The organism is Kribbella sp. NPDC051770, from assembly GCF_040681455.1.
Taxonomy (GTDB): Bacteria; Actinomycetota; Actinomycetes; order Propionibacteriales; family Kribbellaceae; genus Kribbella.
In genome coordinates this window covers 69,684-86,690 of record NZ_JBFAYT010000012.1, presented here as the reverse complement: position 1 = coordinate 86,690, position 17,007 = coordinate 69,684, and the positions used below count along the sequence as shown (strand labels likewise).

Sequence of the window (17,007 nt, the reverse complement as noted above, 5' to 3'; positions counted from 1 at the left end):
CAACGAATCGAGTAACGAACCTAGCAGCGGACAGGGGGTGCCAGAAGGATGGGAGTTAGCCTCCACCTCGGAGTGACGGGGGTACGCGGCACCCTCGCTGCCTTTCGTAAGCTGCCCAAGGATGCGACGGTCGAGCTGCGCAATGCCAACCAGTCCATCGCGGATGAGCTTGACGACAAGATCGCTGTTGCCGCCCGGGCGTCCTCGCGGCAGTCCGAGGTCGTTGCTTCCGGCATCAAGGCGCGTCGCGACCGGGTCCCCAGCGTGCAGGCGGGCGGGAGTCGCAAGGTCGCCAGCAATCGCCGGCCGCTGCACAAGCTCCTGTTCGGAGCGAACTTCGGCGCCAAGTTCCTCCCGCAGTTTCGCCCCCATCGGGGCTCGGGAACCAAGGACTACTGGTTCTACTCGACCGTAGACGACAACCGAGAGAACATCGCGAAGCAGTGGACCGACGCGGCCGACCGGGTGCTCAGAGAGTGGGGCTCCGGTGAGTGACACCTCTCGTACCATCAAGGTCAAGTTCGATGGCGACGCAAAGGGCCTCGCCCGCGCTTCCAAGGAGGGTGAGCGCGAGGTAGACAAGTTCGCCAAGAACACGGAGAAGTCATTCAACAAAGCTGGTGACAAGGCGTCTCGTTCCTTCGGTGCGTCGATGAAGAAGTGGTTCCGCGGCGACGGAGCGGGCCTGTTCGCGGAGGTCGGCAAGTCCGGCGGCACCGTCTTCGGCAGCGGCCTGCTGGGAGCGCTGAAGACCCCAGTGCTTGGTCCTGCCCTTGTGGCCGCAATTGCAGCCGCCGCAGCCGTGGCGATGCCTGCCGCTGGCGCGATTGCGGGCGCGGGGCTGGTAGCTGGCTTTGGTGCTGGCATTGCTGGTCTGGGCCTTGTGTTCGCGGCGAGGTCGGACGCCGTCAAGAACGCTTGGTCGGCCACGCTGTCCGAGATGGGCTCTACGCTCACGACCCTTTCGAAGCCGTTCGAGCAGACGCTCGTAGACATGCTGGCGTCTGCTCGGCGGACCTTCGGCAACTTCGTTCCGGCACTCGGCGCGGCGTTCGCCAAGATGGCCCCGGTTCTGTCCGGGTTTGGGGATCAGATCGGCAAGGCGTTCGACAAATTCGAACCCGCCATCGCTCCGATCACCTCGGCTTTCAACGAGGTCATTCGCTCCCTCGGCCCCGCGCTGGTCGACATGTCAGGAAACATCTCTCAGGGCTTCATCGACCTGGCAGACAGCGTTCGCCAGAACCCAGACGCACTAGCCGACATGACTCGCGGCGTGGGCAATCTGACGCGAGACCTGCTGAGTCTCATTACGACTCTGAACAACCTGAACGGGCAGTTCAAGAGCATTACTGGAGTGTCCGCTGTTACGGCAGTGTTCGAGGGGCTGCGAGGTGCGGTACACCTTCTGCTCGGCCCGTTCGCCGCACTGGGCGGCATCCTCTCCAACGGCTCAAGGGTGTTCGGTTCTCTGAAGGGCTCATCGGACGCGGCGGGCTCTTCTATGTCCTCAGCGGCAGCTCAGACCGTGGCTCTTGCTCGGGCGCACAACGGCTTGCCTGCTTCGGTGCAGGGCGGTGCGAACGCGCTAGAGGATGAGAAGAAGAAGGCCAACGAGGCGGCGGCTGCGTTCGAAGACCTGATTCAGAAGACGTTCCGTCTGTCAAATGCCACGCTGGGTCTGTCCGGCGCGCAGATCAGTTTTCAGGCGGCTATCGATAGTGCTACCGCTAGCGTCAAGTCCAACGGTCGCACGTTGGACATCAACACGGAGAAGGGCCGGGCCAACCGCACGGCTCTGAACTCGGTGGCTTCCTCCGCGAACAGCCAGACCGAGGCGATGCTCCGGGCGGGCAAGGGCAACGTTGCCGCTGCACAGACCGCCGAGAAGTCGCGAGCGAACTTCGTGAAGCTGGCCACTCAGATGGGGCTCAGCCGCTCTCAGGCCGACGCGATGGCGCGGCAGATGATTGCCATCCCCAACGTCGACCGGCGGGCCAAGCTCACGGCTGACAAGAAGGATCTCGACGCCAAACTCGCGGCGGCTCGTCAGCAGTTGGCCGACCCCAAGCTCACGGCCACTAAGCGGGCCAAACTGGAGGCTGAGATCTCGCAACTGCTGCGGCAGAAGGCGGCGGCTCAGGCGGCCATCAACTCGTTGACTGGCAAGACGGTAACGCTCACGTTCTTCCAGAGGGTCATCGGCCAGAAGCCTCCACAGGACATTGGCGTTCGCCTGCCGGGTCGGGCGTCGGGTGGGCCTGTGCAGCCACGGCGGCAGTACCTCGTCGGTGAGCGTGGCCCCGAGGTCCTGACCATGGGCAACACCCCAGGTCGAATCACTAGCGCCGAGGCGACCAAGGCGTTCGCCGGCTCGGACCGGCCGCTCATCGTGGAGAACCACATCGAGATTGGCGGCGAGGTTGTGCGGGTGGTTCGCACCGAGATCAAGAAAGACCACAAGGAGACCAAGCGCACTGTCAACGCGGGGGTGAGGTAAGTGGCACTCGCGATTGAGTTCGACGTCACACTGTGTCGCCAGGTGATGGACTTGACTGGGCTCGGGGCAACCACCGACCACGTCACAGTTGACCGGGCCGTCTCGCCGTTCGTGCGGTGGGAAACGGTACGGGGGTGGAGTGCGCAGCCGGTGAGCGGCAACGCGGTGACCTTCTTCGACTACGAGTTCCCGGAGGGCACCGACTACAAGTACCGGGTCAAGGAGTTCAACGCGTCCGGCACGCTCACCGGCACCACCGAGTACGCCGTATCGGCTACCGAGTTCAACGAGCCGTGGCTAAAGATCCCCGCGGTTCCGGTACTGAACCGGCCGGTGGTGATTGTGGACCGGGGCGACATAACCAACCGCAGCCGTAGCGGCGTCATGGACGTTGTCGGTCGCAACTACCCGGTGCAGATTGGGGACGTGCGGGCAGGGCTGGCGTACACGCTTCAGCTCCTCACCGACACGGCTGCCGAAGAGCGCGACATGGAGTACACCCTCTCCACTGGCGACGTCATCTTTCTGCATCTACCTGCGGCCGTCGAGGTCCTGCCGGGCGGGTACTTCTCGGTAGGCGACGTCCAGCGAGCCTCAACGCTCCGCCGCTCTCCCCGCAGGGTGTGGTCGTTGCCCCTCATCGCCGTTGCTGCACCGGGGTCGGAGGTCATTGGTAGCGCCTACACGATCGCCAGCGTGCTCGCGGAGTACGAGACCGTGACGACGATGCTGGCGGACAACGACACCATCGGCGACCTGATCTCGCGCACCGGCACCCCGTCCGAAGTGCTCGTGCCATGAGGGCCGTAAGCAAGGACTTCCTCGACACTCTGCGGGGGAGCCATGTAGCCGTCTTCCGCGCCCGCGTCTGCGAAACGTACCAAACAGGGGTGGACCCGGTAGGGGTAGAAGTCCCCATTCTCGGCGGGGACGTGCAGGCAGCCTCGACCGCCAAGATTCGCTCGACGCTGAACCTGACGACGTCTCACGAGTGGCCCAAGAACGCCGCTGGACTGTTGGCCCCGTACGGCAATGAAGTCTTCGTGGAGCGGGGCATCAAGTACGGAAACGGGCGCACGGAGTTCGTAGGGCTCGGCTACTTCCGCATCAACAACCCGGAGCAAGAAGAGGCGCCAGTCGGAGAGGTTGATCTCACCGCGACGGACCGCATGAGTGGCATTGTCGACGGACGGTTCTTGTACCCGCGCCAGTTCGCCGGCTCGATGACGCGAGGTGCACTGGTCGAGCTGCTGGTGACTGAGGTCTACCCCGACGCCGAGATCGAATGGGACACCCCTTCCCTAGCGGCGCAGACTCTCGGGCGCACCATCGTGGCCGAGCGAGACCGGTATCAGACCCTTCAAGACCTCGTGACCAGCCTGGGCCAGGTGGGCTACTTCGACTACCGGGGCGTGTTCGTGGTGCGGGCCGCCCCAACTGTGACCGGCTCTCCAAGCTGGACCGTCGACGGTGGCGCTAACGGCGTACTGGTCAAAATGTCTAGGTCGATCACACGCGAGGGGATTTACAACGTCGTGGTCGCAACGGGGGAGGCCACCGACACTGCCCCGCCTTCCCTCGCCGCCGTGGCTGACCTGAACCCCGCGAGCCCAACTCGGTACGGCAGCCGGTTCGGTCCGGTGCCCCGTTTCTACAGCTCGCCATTCATCACCACCAACGAACAGGCTCGGTCGGCCGCCGCGGTGCTGCTTCGCAAGTCTCTCGGCCTGCCATATCAGGTGGACCTTGAGAGCATTCCTAACCCGGCGCTTGAGCCTGACGACGTCATCAAGGTCCGGTACCCGTCGCGAAAGAGGTCCTTCTCGTTGCGGACTGAAAACCACATCATCGACACGATCACGATCCCCCTGGACGCGCAGACCCCCGTGAGCATGCGCACCCGCAAGCAGTACGGCGAGGAGATTGGGGACGTGACCGCATGACCCTCGCTAGCTTGTTCCCCACCGGCCCGGCTTCGACCGGAGCCCTTCGTCAGGGGGTGGTCCGTAGCTGGAATACGTCGACCGGCGAGAACGTCGTTGAGATCGCCGGGGGATCGCTGGCCAACGTCCCTTCGTTGACATCCGAGTCGACAAGCATAGACGTCGGTGACGTGGTCTCCGTCTTCATGGCCGGCGATCAAATGTTGATTCTCGGCAAGGTGACCATCCCAGGAGACCCCGGCACAGTGCCGAGCTGGTCCGCGGATATCTCTGCTCTCGACGCAACGGTCACCACCGTCACGACCGAGACAATCCCGGCTGTGCAGGCGGTAGCCGACGCCGCCCAGGCAGACGCCACCCAGGCCCAGGCAGACGCGGCCCAGGCAGCCTCAGACGCCGCAGCAGCCCAGGCGGCAGCGGAGGCCCTACAGACCGACCTTGACGCCGCAGAATCGGCTGTAGCGGCTGCACAGGGCGAGCTCGACACCCTCACCGGCACGACCCTGCCCGCATTGCAGTCGGACGTCGACGCGGCAGCCTTGGCGGTGGTCGCTGCGCAGGCCGCTGCAGACTCGGCTCAAGCTGATGCAACCTCCGTGCAGGCGGACATTTCGACTTTGACAGGCACGACAATCCCCGCGCTCACCTCTGAACTTTCCGACGTAGCTTCAGAGGTGGCGGGCATCCTGCCGGTTGGCTCGACGGACATTAGTGATGACGCGATCACCACCGCGAAGATTGCGGCCAACGCGGTCACGGCTGCGGAGTTGAATGCGGGTGCCGTCACTACCGCAAAGCTGGCAGCGGGTGCAGTAACCACGAACGAGCTCGGGGCAGGAGCTGTCACTGCCGTCAAGATTGCGGCCGACACCATCACGGCTTCCGAGTTGGCCGCTAACGCGGTGGTCGCAGGGAAGATTGCGGCGGGCACAATCGTCGCCGCTGACATCAGCACTGGCGCAATCACCACAGCGAAGCTGGACGCCGGAGCGGTGACGACGGCCAAGCTCGCGGCCGGTGCTGTTACCGCGACGGAGATCGCTGCCGGAGCCATCACGGCCGCCAAGCTCTCTGCTACGGCAATCGACGGCAAGACCATCACCGGGGCCACCATCAAGACCGCCGGTAGCGGTACGCGATGGGAGCTTTCTAGCTCACCTGGCAACGCGCTCTACGCGTACTCGGGATTGGCGTCGGAAGCCTCCCCCGGTGCACTCACGGTTCGTACCGTCGGGAGCCTGGAGGCGCACACGTCTCTTGAGGCGCCGAGCCTTACCAGTACCTCCGGCGGATACATCGACCTCGTGGCGACCAACAACCTTTCCCCCAATCCGGCACAGTCCCAGGTGTTTATCGGGGCTACTTCGATCGCCCTAGAGGACCCGGACACAGGGGAGACGCTGATTGTCCGCGCTGGGGTTCTCTACAACGTGGACTGGAAAGCCTGGGTCAACGTCAGCTCGTTGCTGAACTCCTGGGTCTGGTACGGCGGCTCAGCCCCGACCCCCCAGTTCCGCTACTACCCAGACGGAGACGTGGGGATTCGTGGCGTTGTGAAGTCCGGTACCGCGTCAACCATCTTCAGCCTGCCTTCGGGCTGCCGCCCGCCGAAGGGCTTCAGCGTTCAGGTGCCCATCAACGGCAGCAGCGCGCGTCTCATCATCCAGGCGAACGGGGACGTACAGGTCCCGGTCACCGCTGCCTCTCAGAACTTCACCGAGTTCTCTTGCCGATTCTCAACCCTCGCTTAGGAGGTCTGACATGGCTGACACCACACCCATCTACGAGCTGCCGTATCTGGAGCTCGGAGATGCCCCCAACATCGCTCAAGGGCTCGAAGACCTCGCGCTGGGGGTAGAAGACGAGCTTCAGCGCATCGACGGCGTCAACAGCTCTCAGGCTGCCGCCATCACCGCTCTTCAGAACGCGGCAGCCCTGCTGGGGATTCAGAACATTCGCAAGACCGCCGACGAGGCCGTCACCAGCAACCCGGCCGTGCAGTGGGACGACGACCTCCAGTTCACCGCCGCCGCAAACACCAGGTACTTGGTCGAGGCGACGCTCTTCGTAACGGTGGAGGGAAACAACTCGACCACTGACTTCCGCGCTGGGTGGTCGATGCCCGTAGGTGCATCGGCAGCGTTCGGAGGTATTGGCCCGGACCCGGCAATGGCTAGCGGGCAGGCGGTGGGCGGCGGCAACTGGGGCGCGCTGTACGGCACCTTCGACGGCACGCTGACCTACGGCCTGTACTCCACCGGCACGACGATGATCACCATCAAGGGAATCCTGACCAACGGGTCGTCGTCCGGAACGGTGCGGTTCGCGTGGTCGCAGGCCAACTCCGCCGCGCAGGCCGTGACGGTGAAGGCGAACAGCTACCTGAAGATCATCAAGGTCGCGTAATGCTCGGGCAGATAGACGACTACGCAGGCTGGATTGTTGGTGTGCTCGGCGGGCTGACGGCGCTCGGCGTCGTCGGCCGCTGGGTCGTGAAGCGGGTGCGACGGTTCTCGCGGAAGGTGAACGACGCGGCAGACACGTTGCTCGGGCGCGATGAGATTAGACACCCGGATACCGGCGACGTGCTCGTGCAGGCCACGCCTGGCCTTGGCCGGCGACTGGCGAGCATCGAGGGTGCCCTTACATCCCTGAGCGACACACGTTCTGAAATGCAGGCGCTGACGGCGCGGGTTGACGGGCTGGCCGCGTCGGTTGATCAGCACTTGGCTGACTCGGCCGAGGTGTGGTCCGCGCGAGCCCACGCGGAGACCAAGATGTGGGAGACCATCAACACCATCGCCAAGGCCCCGGCTGCCGAGCCGTGGGACGGGGTAGATCGGCGCGGTACCGGGGCCAAGAATGCGGAGCAGGGGTAGGGCCTACCAAGGGCCGAACCTTCAGTCTCTGGGGTCGTGCGGGCTGTCTGGCAGCTCAATTACCCCGGCATCGTGCTTCCTGAGCTCGGACGTCATCTGACCGTTGAGATTGGCCAGGAGAACTTGGAGCTCGTTGACGAGGGCGAGCCCCTCGCTAGCCGTCAGGGCCGCGTCTGCCGTCGCCCTTCGTAAACTACTTTCGCTCATTGCCTCTCCTCTCGTGACTGAGAGTCACCATAAGTCACAGAGAGTGATGCTCGAAGAGCGGTGGGTGTCGTGTCCCGTGCGTGTCCTAAGCAGGGGTCACAGGCGGCCCATAGCGGGCAGTGGCGGTCGGTTGGCCGGGGTTCCCCAGGGGGCCGGATTCGGCCCCTGACCTGGGGAAACGCCTCAGCTGAGCGTGGAGCGGGTGACGAGAATCGAACTCGCGTAGTCAGTTTGGAAGACTGGGGCTCTACCATTGAGCTACACCCGCGTGCACCCGGTCGCCCGGGTACGTCGGCCATGATTTCACATCCTGGGGTCGGGCTCAAAACGGGTTCCCGGGGCGGGTTGATCCAGCCCGTTACCCTCGACCGGAGGGGTGGGGGCGCGAGCATGCCTCCGCGTCCACTAGACTCGTTCGGTCACTGCGGGGCGTAGCGTAGTGGCTAGCGCGCCTGCTTTGGGAGCAGGAGACCGCAGGTTCGAGTCCTGTCGCCCCGACAAACCCCTGCAGCACCTGCGGTGCGGCCTGTCCGGGCGTGCCGCGATCGTCATCGACCAAGGAGAACCGCCACCGTGAAGAGCACCGTCGAGTCCTTGAGCCCGACCAAGGTCAAGCTCATCGTCGAGGTGCCGTTCGAGGAGCTCAAGCCGAGCCTCGACGCGGCGTACAAGAGCATCGGTCAGCAGATCGTCGTCCCGGGCTTCCGCAAGGGCAAGATCCCGCCGCAGGTCATCGACCAGCGGGTCGGCCGCGGGCCGGTGCTCGAGGAGGCGATCAACGACGCGCTGCCGAAGCTGTACTCGCAGGCCGTCCAGGACAACCAGGTCAAGGCGATCGGCCGGCCCGAGGTCGACGTGACCGAGTTCAACGACAAGGAGAGCCTGCAGTTCTCCGCCGAGGTCGAGGTCCGCCCGGAGATCGAGCTGCCGGACCTGACCGGTCTGGAGGCCTCCGTCGAGGACATCGCGATCTCCGACGAGGAGATCGACGAGCAGATCGAGTCGCTGCGCCAGCGGTTCGGTTCGCTGAACCCGGTCGAGCGCGCGGTCGCCGACAAGGACTACATCACCCTCGACCTGTCGGCCACCAAGGACGGCGAGAAGATCGAGGAGGCGCAGGCGACCGGCCTGTCGTACCAGGTCGGCAGCGGTCAGCTGCTGGACGGCCTCGACGACGCGGTGCTCGGCCTGAACGCCGGCGAGTCGAAGACCTTCGTCACCCAGCTGGTCGGCGGCGCGCTCAAGGGCGAGGACGTCGACGTGGCCGTCACCGTGACCGCGGTGAAGGAGCAGGAGCTGCCGGAGTTCGACGACGACTTCGCGCAGACCGCGTCGGAGTTCGACACCGCCGAGGAGCTCAAGGCCGACGTCCGGACCCGGCTGGAGCGCGGCAAGCGCCTCGAGCAGGCCGGCGACGCGCGCGACGCGGTCCTGGAGAAGATCCTGACCCTGGTCGAGGTGCCGGTGCCGGACGGTCTGCTGACCGACGAGGTCGCCGCCCGCCGGGAGAACCTGGAGCAGCAGCTCGGGTACTCCGGGATGACCTTCGAGCAGTTCCTCGAGGGCGAGGAGCAGACCTCCGACGAGTTCGACGAGGACCTGAAGAAGCGCTCCGAGGACGCCATCAAGGCCCAGTTCGTGCTGGACCTGGTCGCCGAGCAGCAGGGCCTGAACGTCAACGACCAGGAGCTCACCGAGCACATCGTCCGGCACGCGCAGCGTTCCGGCGTCAGCCCGGACCAGTTCGCCCAGCACGCGGTCGAGAACAACCTGGTCCCGAGCCTGGTCTCCGAGGTCGTCCGCGGCAAGGCGCTCGCGCACCTGGTCGAGAACGCCAAGGTCACCGACGCCTCCGGCAACGAGGTCGAGCTGAAGACCCTGCTCCCGGACGGCTCGTACGCCGAGGCCGAGGCGGAGACCGCCGACGCCGAGTCGGCCGAGGAGCCCGCGAAGGCCTGAGTACGCCGTACCGCTGAACGCCCCGGACCCCACCTGCGGTTCCGGGGCGTTCGCGCGTCTACAGCTCCAGCCGGTACTCGAGCAGCACCGGCCGAGGCTCGTACGCCGACCGCTTGCTGCTCCCCGTCGCGACCCACCCGTGCTTGGCGTAGAAGCGGCGCGCCCGGTGGTTCCCCTCGAACACATGCAGGTGTACGCCGGGCCACTCGCCGCGCAGCGTCCCCAGCGCCGCGTCGTGCAGCTCGGACGCCGCCCCGGAGCCCCAGCTCCGCACCGCCGTCCCGAAGTGCAGCAACTCGTCGTACCGGGTCGCCGCGAACCCGACCAGCCCGGCGTCGTCCACCGCGACCCAGGCGCGGATCGCCGGATCATCCAGCTCGACCGCCCAGCGATCGCGGATCGAGTCCCGGGGGAAGGGGTACTCGGCCTGCGGGAAGACCTCCGCGAGACCCAGCACCGCGCCCTCCTCCTGCAGCACGAGCAGCTCGCCCAGATCCGGCCGTTCCATCGCACGCAGCAACATCCGCCCATGCTCTCCCGGCGTCAGGGCCAGATTCGCTCAGGGCAGACACGATGCGCCGTGAGCGAACACCTGCCCACCGCCCTTAGCTCTGTCGCTGTCGCCCAGTAATGTCGGCTTCGTGAACGAGACATTTGCAGCCAGCCCCACCGCCGCGGGCGGCAACGGATCCGGCGGACTCGACGACCACATCTACCAGCGCCTGCTGAGCAACCGGATCATCTTCCTGGGGTCCGAGGTCCGCGACGACAACGCGAACGCGATCTGCGCCCAGATGCTGCTCCTCAACGCCGAGGACCCCAACAAGGACATCTGGCTGTACATCAACTCCCCCGGTGGTTCGGTGGACTCCGGCATGGCGATCTACGACACCATGCAGTGGATCTCCAACGACGTCGCCACCGTCGGGATGGGCCTGGCCGCCTCGATGGGCCAGTTCCTGCTCTGCGCCGGCGCGAAGAACAAGCGCTTCGCCCTGCCGCACGCGCGGATCATGATGCACCAGCCGTCCGGCGGCATGGGTGGTACGGCCTCCGACATCAAGATCCAGGCCCAGCAGTCGCTGCACATCAAGGCGCAGCTGTTCAAGCTGATCGCCGAGCACACCGGCCAGCCGCTGGAGCAGGTCGAGACCGACGCCGACCGGGACCGCTGGTTCACCGCGGACCAGGCCAAGGAGTACGGCTTCATCGACCACGTCGTGGCCAGCGCCGCCCAGCTGACCAGCGGCAGCCCGAACTCCTGATCTTCCCCCACTTCGTTCTTAAGGACACCGCATGAACTACTTCATCCCGCAGTGGGAGGAGCGCACGTCGTACGGCATGCGCCGGGTCGACCCCTACACCAAGCTGTTCGAGGAGCGCACCATCTTCCTCGGGACGCCGATCACCGACGAGATCGCGAACGCCGTGATGGCGCAGCTGCTGTGCCTGGAGTCGATGGACGCCGACCGCGACATCAGCATCTACATCAACTCCCCGGGCGGCTCGTTCACGGCGCTGACCGCGATCTACGACACGATCCGCTACATCAAGTCCGACGTCCAGACGGTCTGCCTCGGCCAGGCGGCCTCCGCCGCGGCCGTGCTGCTCGCCGCCGGTACGCCGGGCAAGCGGATGGCGCTGCCGAACAGCCGGATCATCATCCACCAGCCGGCCACCGAGGGCACCTACGGGCAGTCCAGCGACATCGAGATCCAGGCCAACGAGATCCTGCGCCTGCGCTCGCTGCTGGAGAAGATGCTCGCCGACGCCAGCGGCAAGGACATCGAAGAGGTCTCCCGCGACATCGAGCGGGACAAGTTCCTGACCGCCGAGCAGGCGGTCGAGTACGGCCTGATCGACTCCGTCCTGGAGTCGCGCAAGGCCCCGGTGCCGGTCGGCGCCTGAGCCCGTACGACGGCCTCCCGGGTCCCGTTCGCGGGGCCCGGGACGTCCGGCGCGGCACCCTAGAATCCGCCGGACGTCTCGTCAAGGGCCCTCCGTTCGCCACAGGCGTACTCGCGACGCTGTGGACAGAGCAGCGGTTGGGCTCGGAGCGGGGTACCGTCGGATGAAGGTCCGAGACCGCTCCTGCGCTCGGCCGTCCTCAGCTAGTGAGAGAAGGGATCTGTCCCGGTGGCACGCATAGGTGACGGCGGCGACCTGCTCAAGTGCTCGTTCTGCGGGAAGAGCCAGAAGCAGGTCAAGAAGCTCATCGCCGGTCCCGGCGTCTACATCTGCGACGAATGCATCGATCTCTGCAACGAGATCATCGAGGAGGAGCTGAACGAGGGCTCCGAGGTCGGTCTGACGGAGCTGCCCAAGCCCCGTGAGATCTACGACTTCCTCAACGCGTACGTCGTCGGACAGGACGTGGCGAAGAAGGCGCTCGCGGTAGCGGTGTACAACCACTACAAGCGGGTCCGCGACGGTCAGGGCTCCTCGAGCGCCGGCCGGCACGCGAAGGACGAGGCCGTCGAGCTGGCCAAGTCGAACATCCTCCTGATCGGCCCGACCGGCTGCGGCAAGACCTACCTCGCGCAGACGCTCGCCCGGATGCTGAACGTGCCGTTCGCGATCGCGGACGCCACGGCGCTGACCGAGGCCGGGTACGTCGGCGAGGACGTCGAGAACATCCTGCTGAAGCTGATCCAGGCGGCCGACTACGACGTCAAGAAGGCCGAGACCGGGATCATCTACATCGACGAGGTCGACAAGATCGCCCGCAAGAGCGAGAACCCGTCGATCACCCGCGACGTCTCCGGCGAGGGTGTGCAGCAGGCGCTGCTGAAGATCCTCGAGGGGACCACGGCGTCGGTGCCGCCGCAGGGCGGGCGCAAGCACCCGCACCAGGAGTTCATCCAGATCGACACCACCAACGTGCTGTTCATCGTCGGTGGCGCGTTCGCCGGCCTGGAGCACATGGTCGAGCAGCGGGTCGGCAAGAAGACCCTCGGCTTCAGCATGAGCAACGAGGCCGAGGCGCCGCGCGAAGCCGGTGGCTACGCCGACGTGATGCCCGAGGACCTGCTGAAGTTCGGCCTCATCCCCGAGTTCATCGGCCGGCTCCCGGTGATCACCACCGTCTCGCCGCTGGACCGCGAGGCGCTGATCAAGATCCTGTCCGAGCCGAAGAACGCGCTGGTCAAGCAGTACCGGCGGCTGTTCGAGATCGACAACGTCGAGCTGGAGTTCAGCGAGGACGCGGTCGAGGCGATCGCGGACCAGGCGCTGCTGCGCGGGACCGGTGCTCGTGGGCTGCGGGCGATCATGGAAGAGGTCCTGCTCAACGTGATGTACGAGGTCCCGAGCCGCGAGGACGTGGCCAAGGTCGTCGTCACCGGCGAGGTCGTGCTGGAGAACGTCAACCCGACGCTGATCCCGCGCGACCAGATCGAGCGCAAGCGCGAGCGTCGCGAGAAGACCGCCTGAGTTTTCGTACTCCGAACCGGTGGTCCGCTGCTCTCAGCGGGCCACCGGTTTTCGTTGCGCCTCCTCCTCCGAGTGGATACGAGCTTCAAGACTCCTGGGGGACGCGGGCGGACGCGGCGGTTGCCTAGCGTCGTGGGCAGGGTGCCGCTCGCACCCGTTCCACGAGTGAGGGAGAACCGTGCGAAGAACCACGAGGACCACTCTGACCCTGGCCGTTGCCGCGACGCTCGCCGTACCGGCGGCGGTTGCGCCGGCTGTTGCTGCACCTGCATCGGCTGGTGCCGCTGCGGCCGGTGCGACCGCTGGCGCTGCTTCCGCTTCGTCCGCCGGTACGGCGAACGCCGCGTCGGGCTCGGCGGCCGACGCGGCGCTCGTCCGGCGCGAAGCGGCCAAGGCCGCGCGGGTCGCCGTACCGAAGCTCGCGTGGAAGAGCTGCGGGACCGACCCGGCGCTCGCCAAGTTCCAGTGCACCTCGGTCGAGGTGCCGACCGACTACGACCGGCCGCGCGGTGGGACCACCACGATCGCGCTCACCCGCCTGCCGGCATCCGGCCAGCGCATCGGCAGCCTGTTCACCAACCCCGGCGGCCCGGGCGGCCCCGGCGTCAGCTTCGTCCAGCAGGCCGCCGAGATCGCGTACACGCCCGAGGTCCGCGCCAAGTTCGACATCATCGGGTTCGACCCGCGTGGTGTCGGCCAGTCCGACCCGGTGACCTGCTTCCCGACCGCGGCCGAGGAGAACGCCGCGTTCGCCGGCATCCCGCCGTTCCCGGTCGGCGCCGAGCAGACCAAGACCTTCACCCGCGCGATGCTGCGCGCCGCCGTCGGCTGCATGACCACGTCCCCGGACCGGCTCACGCACTACTCGACGGCGAACGTTGCCCGCGACATGGACCTGCTCCGCCGCGCCGTCGGCGACAGCAAGCTCAGCTACGTCGGCTACTCGTACGGCACCTACCTCGGTGCGACGTACGCCAAGCTGTTCCCCGGCAACGTCCGCGCGCTGGTGCTCGACGGGACGCTGTCCCCGGAGTGGTACTCCGGCTCCGACGGCGACCGCCGGCCGCTCGGCGTACGGCTGCGGCAGGGCGAGGGCTCGTACGACACGTACCAGCAGTTCCTTGCCGAGTGCAAGAAGGCTGGGGCTGCGAAGTGCGCGCTCGCGGCATTGGGTGACCCGGCAACGGTGTCCGAGAAGCTCCTGCAGCAACTGAAGGCGAAGCCGGTCGAGGTCCCGCTGCCGGACGGTACGACGCTGACGGTCGACTACCAGACGGCGCTGTTCGTGATCTTCCAGAACCTGTACTCGCCGCTCGCCTGGACCGACCTCGCCACGACGCTCGCCTCGCTCGTCACTCCCGCCCCGGCGGCCCGGACCGCGGCCTCACCGGTCGCGGCGAAGGTGCTGGGCGAGTGGAACCGTCGCCAGGAGGAGTACAGCGGCCTCGGCGCCGCTCTCCAGCCGTGCATCGAAGCGGCCCAGTCCGGCCGCCCGCTCGCGTACCCGCAGTTCGCCGCCGACGCGAACCGCCGCGCCCCGCACTTCGGCGCCCTCCGCGCCTGGGTCGGCCTGCCGTGCGAGTTCATGCCGGTCCGCGACACCGACGCCTTCCGCGGCCCGTGGAACCTGTCGGTGAAGTCCCCGGTCCTCGTCTTCGGCACCCGCCACGACCCGGCAACGCCGTACCAGACCACCCGCCCGTACGCCGACCTGTACCCGGACGCCCGCATGGTCACGGTCGAGGGCTTCGGCCACGCCACGATCGGGCTCAGCGCGTGCGTCGACCAGAAGATCACCAACTACCTGGTGAATCTGAAGGCGCCCGCCGACAACTCGAGCTGCACCCAGGACCACAAGCCCTTCACCCCACTCACCAAGTCCCGCGCAGCAGCCGCGGAATCCGCTCTCGACCTGGCGGCCTTCACCTCCTAACCCAAAGACCGCCGGTCCCCACTTGCGCGGGGACCGGCGGTCTTCTTCTCCCTCAGTTCACTTCATCGCCGTGAATGCCTCGTCCGACACCGGCCCGACATCATCAACACTCACCCCGTCGTTGGCCGCCTGCACGATCACCGTCAAGGTGTTCGACCCCCGGTAGCACTGCGTCGGCAACGCATCCGTCGACGCGACACACGTCGAAGCCCCCACCTGCTTCACCTGCTCAAGCTTCGCCCCCGAGTCGCTGATCGTCTTGTCGATGTCGACCTTCCCGCGCAACGCGATCACGACGTACATCCGATCCCCGTCGAGATCCCCGTACGCCTCGACCGTCGCCTGCTTCCCGTCGTTGATCCGGCTCAGCGCCTCCCGCGTCTGATCCAACTTCAACTGCTCCCGCAGCTCCGGATCGGTGATCCGATCCAGCCCAGCCAACGCGGTGGGCGGCGTGATCCCCCGAGCAGTGTTGAGCCGACTCATCGGACCAAGCCCCCCGAAGTACCCGAAGAGCGCGATCACCAGCAGCACCACGAGCACCCCACCGACGGTCACCCAAGGATTCCGCCGCCAGGACCGCTTGGGCCCGTTGGTCGGGGGCTTCTTGCCGCCGCCACTGGTCTTCTTGGCGGGCGCCTGGGGCGCCTTCTTTCCGTCAGCCTTGGTTGCAGCACTTCCAGCTCCAGCCGCTCCGCCTGCACCAGCGGCCGGCCCACCTGCAACTCCAGCCGCCGCACCAGCCCCAGCCACCGCGCCGCCAGCAGCCCCAGCCGTGACCCCGGCACCGGTAGACGTGCCGCCTGTACTGGCAGCCGCTCCGCCCGCAGCTCCAGCTGCAGTACCTGCAGCCGCGCCGCCTGTGCCAGCCCCCGGGCTGCCTGCGCCGGCCGCCGAGCCGCCCGCAGCTCCAGCCGCTGCACCGGCGCCGGTAGACGCGCCGCCTGCACCGGCAGCCGCGCCGCCTGCGCCCGCGGTCGTCCCAGCTCGCTGCGCCGGGCTCGCGGCAGCACCACTACCTGCTGATCCATCCGCGGCAGCTCCTGCGCCGGGCTTTCCATCCGCAGCTGCTCCGCCACCTGCACCGGCGCCAGCCGACTTCGCACCTGCACCGGCCACACCAGCCCCAGTCGTGTCAGACAGGGTCCCACCGGTAGCCGCGCTCGCTGCGGTGCCGCCACCAGCAGCTGCCCGCTCACCGGTGCCGCCAACAGCAGGTGCACCCGCCGGAGCTCCACCAGCGGCCGCGCTCGCTGCGGTCCCACCACCGGCTGTCCGCTCACCGGTGCCACCGGCAGCTCCACCCGCCCCAGCGCCACCGGCTGCTGCAGCTGCGACGGGATCAGGTGCCCCCGCAGGCCGCGCCCCACCGCCTCCAGCGCCAACCGTGCCGCCTGTACTGGTGCTGGCACCTGTGCCCGCGCCCGCGCCTGAGACCGAGCCTGTGCCCGCACGTCCGTCCGTACCTGTGGCCGAGCCTGCACCTGTTGCAGGGCCTGCACCTGCCGTCGTGCTACCTGCTCCTGCGGCGGCGCTGGTGGTTCCTGCGGTCGCGGAAGCTCCTCCGGCTGCGGTGCTGCCCGAGGCCGCAGCCGTCGTGCCCGCGCCCGCCGCGGTGCTGCCGGTGCTCGCGCCCGTGCTAGCGCTGCCTGAGCCCGCGCTCGCGCCCGTGCTGCCGGTGTCCGCTCCTGTGGCGCCCGAGCCCGCGCGGCCGGTGCTCGCTCCTGCGCTGCCAGCGGCGGTGGTACCGGAGCTTGCCGGGGTGGCGGCCGAGGCAGGAGTTGCTGGCGTTGCCGGTGCGCCTGTGGTCGCCGCGGTCGCGGATCCGGTGCCGCCGCCCGTGGAGGCGTCAGCTGCTGCCGGGTGTGTTGCTCCGGTCGGCTGTGTAGCCGGCTGGTCAGCGGCGGCGGCCGGGGGAGTGGATCCAGGGCCGCCAGCCAGTGTCGTGCCCTGGGACGCCGTTCCACCTGCGGCGGTGGGTGGGCTCGACGGAGTGCCACGGGTCACCGGGGCTGCTACCGGAGGACGCCTGATCGCTGCTGCGTCCGTCGTACCGGCGGGAGGCGTTGAGTCGGCTGGCGCCGCGCCCGTGCGGGAGGCGTCTGCGGGCGGTGTCGCGCCTGGGCCGCCTGCGAGGGTGGTGCCGGATGTCTC

15 protein-coding genes and 2 tRNA genes are annotated in these 17,007 nt (G+C 67.3%); 13 read left to right on the top strand and 4 right to left on the bottom strand.

From position 1 onward, the window contains the following. The first annotated feature begins 72 nt into the window (after positions 1 to 72). The 7 genes from AB0M01_RS32005 to AB0M01_RS31975 are packed head-to-tail and all read left to right on the top strand — an operon-like array spanning position 73 to position 7,322. Positions 73 to 495 carry a hypothetical protein gene (locus AB0M01_RS32005; RefSeq protein WP_363676165.1) on the top strand — a complete coding sequence of 141 codons (423 nt, stop codon included), beginning with the start codon at positions 73 to 75 and terminating at the stop codon, positions 493 to 495. Further along, on the top strand, positions 488 to 2,500 hold the full coding sequence (locus tag AB0M01_RS32000; RefSeq protein ID WP_363676163.1) for a hypothetical protein: 2,013 nt from the start codon (positions 488 to 490) through the stop codon (positions 2,498 to 2,500). The genes AB0M01_RS32005 and AB0M01_RS32000 overlap by 8 nt, the downstream gene beginning before the upstream one ends. Next, positions 2,501 to 3,301, top strand: coding sequence for a hypothetical protein (locus AB0M01_RS31995; protein WP_363676161.1), 801 nt, complete (start codon positions 2,501 to 2,503; stop codon positions 3,299 to 3,301). Further along, positions 3,298 to 4,443 carry a DUF5047 domain-containing protein gene (locus tag AB0M01_RS31990; RefSeq protein ID WP_363676159.1) on the top strand — a complete coding sequence of 382 codons (1,146 nt, stop codon included), beginning with the start codon at positions 3,298 to 3,300 and terminating at the stop codon, positions 4,441 to 4,443. The genes AB0M01_RS31995 and AB0M01_RS31990 overlap by 4 nt, the downstream gene beginning before the upstream one ends. 56 nt (positions 4,444 to 4,499) lie before the next feature. Continuing rightward, the gene (locus AB0M01_RS31985; protein WP_363676157.1) at positions 4,500 to 6,194 is read left to right on the top strand and encodes a hypothetical protein; all 1,695 of its coding nucleotides are present in this window, start codon (positions 4,500 to 4,502) and stop codon (positions 6,192 to 6,194) included. A gap of 10 nt (positions 6,195 to 6,204) precedes the next feature. Then, a complete protein-coding gene (locus AB0M01_RS31980; RefSeq protein ID WP_363676155.1) occupies positions 6,205 to 6,849 on the top strand; it encodes a hypothetical protein in 645 nt (214 codons plus the stop codon). Beyond that, on the top strand, positions 6,849 to 7,322 hold the full coding sequence (locus AB0M01_RS31975) for a hypothetical protein (protein WP_363676153.1): 474 nt from the start codon (positions 6,849 to 6,851) through the stop codon (positions 7,320 to 7,322). Before AB0M01_RS31980 ends, AB0M01_RS31975 begins: the two co-directional genes overlap by 1 nt. A 401-nt stretch (positions 7,323 to 7,723) precedes the next feature. Here the strand turns inward: AB0M01_RS31975 and AB0M01_RS31970 are convergent. Then, positions 7,724 to 7,797 (bottom strand) — tRNA-Gly (locus AB0M01_RS31970). Between the two features lie 157 nt (positions 7,798 to 7,954). On the opposite strand from AB0M01_RS31970, the gene AB0M01_RS31965 reads away from it, so the two are divergent. Together AB0M01_RS31965 and tig are read left to right on the top strand one after the other, a co-directional pair. Then, a tRNA-Pro gene (locus AB0M01_RS31965) sits at positions 7,955 to 8,027 on the top strand. A 75-nt stretch (positions 8,028 to 8,102) separates the two neighbouring features. Then, positions 8,103 to 9,488, top strand: a complete 1,386-nt coding sequence (gene tig / locus AB0M01_RS31960) for a trigger factor (RefSeq protein ID WP_363676151.1) — start codon at positions 8,103 to 8,105, stop codon at positions 9,486 to 9,488. A gap of 58 nt (positions 9,489 to 9,546) precedes the next feature. On the opposite strand, the gene AB0M01_RS31955 is transcribed toward tig, so the two are convergent. Next, the gene (locus AB0M01_RS31955) at positions 9,547 to 10,011 is read right to left on the bottom strand and encodes a GNAT family N-acetyltransferase (protein WP_363676149.1); all 465 of its coding nucleotides are present in this window, start codon (positions 10,009 to 10,011) and stop codon (positions 9,547 to 9,549) included. A 118-nt stretch (positions 10,012 to 10,129) separates the two neighbouring features. Here AB0M01_RS31955 and AB0M01_RS31950 point away from each other — a divergent pair, with 118 nt between their 5' ends. The 4 genes from AB0M01_RS31950 (at position 10,130) to AB0M01_RS31935 (ending at position 14,853) form a co-directional block, all read left to right on the top strand. After that, on the top strand, positions 10,130 to 10,753 hold the full coding sequence (locus tag AB0M01_RS31950) for an ATP-dependent Clp protease proteolytic subunit (protein ID WP_077012984.1): 624 nt from the start codon (positions 10,130 to 10,132) through the stop codon (positions 10,751 to 10,753). Positions 10,754 to 10,784: 31 nt separating this feature from the next. Next, positions 10,785 to 11,396, top strand: coding sequence for an ATP-dependent Clp protease proteolytic subunit (locus tag AB0M01_RS31945; protein WP_363676147.1), 612 nt, complete (start codon positions 10,785 to 10,787; stop codon positions 11,394 to 11,396). A 228-nt stretch (positions 11,397 to 11,624) separates the two neighbouring features. Further along, positions 11,625 to 12,920 (top strand): ATP-dependent Clp protease ATP-binding subunit ClpX, encoded by a 1,296-nt coding sequence (gene clpX / locus AB0M01_RS31940; RefSeq protein WP_363676145.1) that lies wholly within the window; start codon positions 11,625 to 11,627, stop codon positions 12,918 to 12,920. A gap of 178 nt (positions 12,921 to 13,098) precedes the next feature. Next, entirely contained in the window at positions 13,099 to 14,853 is a 1,755-nt protein-coding gene (locus tag AB0M01_RS31935; protein WP_363676143.1) for an alpha/beta hydrolase, read from the top strand. Between the two features lie 57 nt (positions 14,854 to 14,910). Here AB0M01_RS31935 and AB0M01_RS31930 read toward each other — a convergent pair whose 3' ends face one another. Together AB0M01_RS31930 and AB0M01_RS31925 are read right to left on the bottom strand one after the other, a co-directional pair. Further along, positions 14,911 to 15,411: a hypothetical protein gene (locus AB0M01_RS31930; RefSeq protein ID WP_363676141.1), complete on the bottom strand. Its 501-nt coding sequence runs from the start codon at positions 15,409 to 15,411 to the stop codon at positions 14,911 to 14,913. Then, complete coding sequence (locus AB0M01_RS31925; protein WP_363676139.1) at positions 15,408 to 16,238, bottom strand: hypothetical protein; 831 nt, start codon at positions 16,236 to 16,238, stop codon at positions 15,408 to 15,410. Before AB0M01_RS31925 ends, AB0M01_RS31930 begins: the two co-directional genes overlap by 4 nt. Between the last annotated feature and the right edge of the window lie 769 nt (positions 16,239 to 17,007).

Bases quoted from the DNA above. Each gene is read 5' to 3' on its own strand.
- AB0M01_RS31975 (WP_363676153.1), top strand. From the start codon at position 6,849: ATGCTCGGGCAGATAGACGACTACGCAGGCTGGATTGTTGGTGTGCTC.
- AB0M01_RS31990 (WP_363676159.1), top strand. From the start codon at position 3,298: ATGAGGGCCGTAAGCAAGGACTTCCTCGACACTCTGCGGGGGAGCCAT.
- AB0M01_RS31980 (WP_363676155.1), top strand. From the start codon at position 6,205: ATGGCTGACACCACACCCATCTACGAGCTGCCGTATCTGGAGCTCGGA.
- AB0M01_RS31945 (WP_363676147.1), top strand. From the start codon at position 10,785: ATGAACTACTTCATCCCGCAGTGGGAGGAGCGCACGTCGTACGGCATG.
- AB0M01_RS31955 (WP_363676149.1), bottom strand. From the start codon at position 10,011: ATGTTGCTGCGTGCGATGGAACGGCCGGATCTGGGCGAGCTGCTCGTG.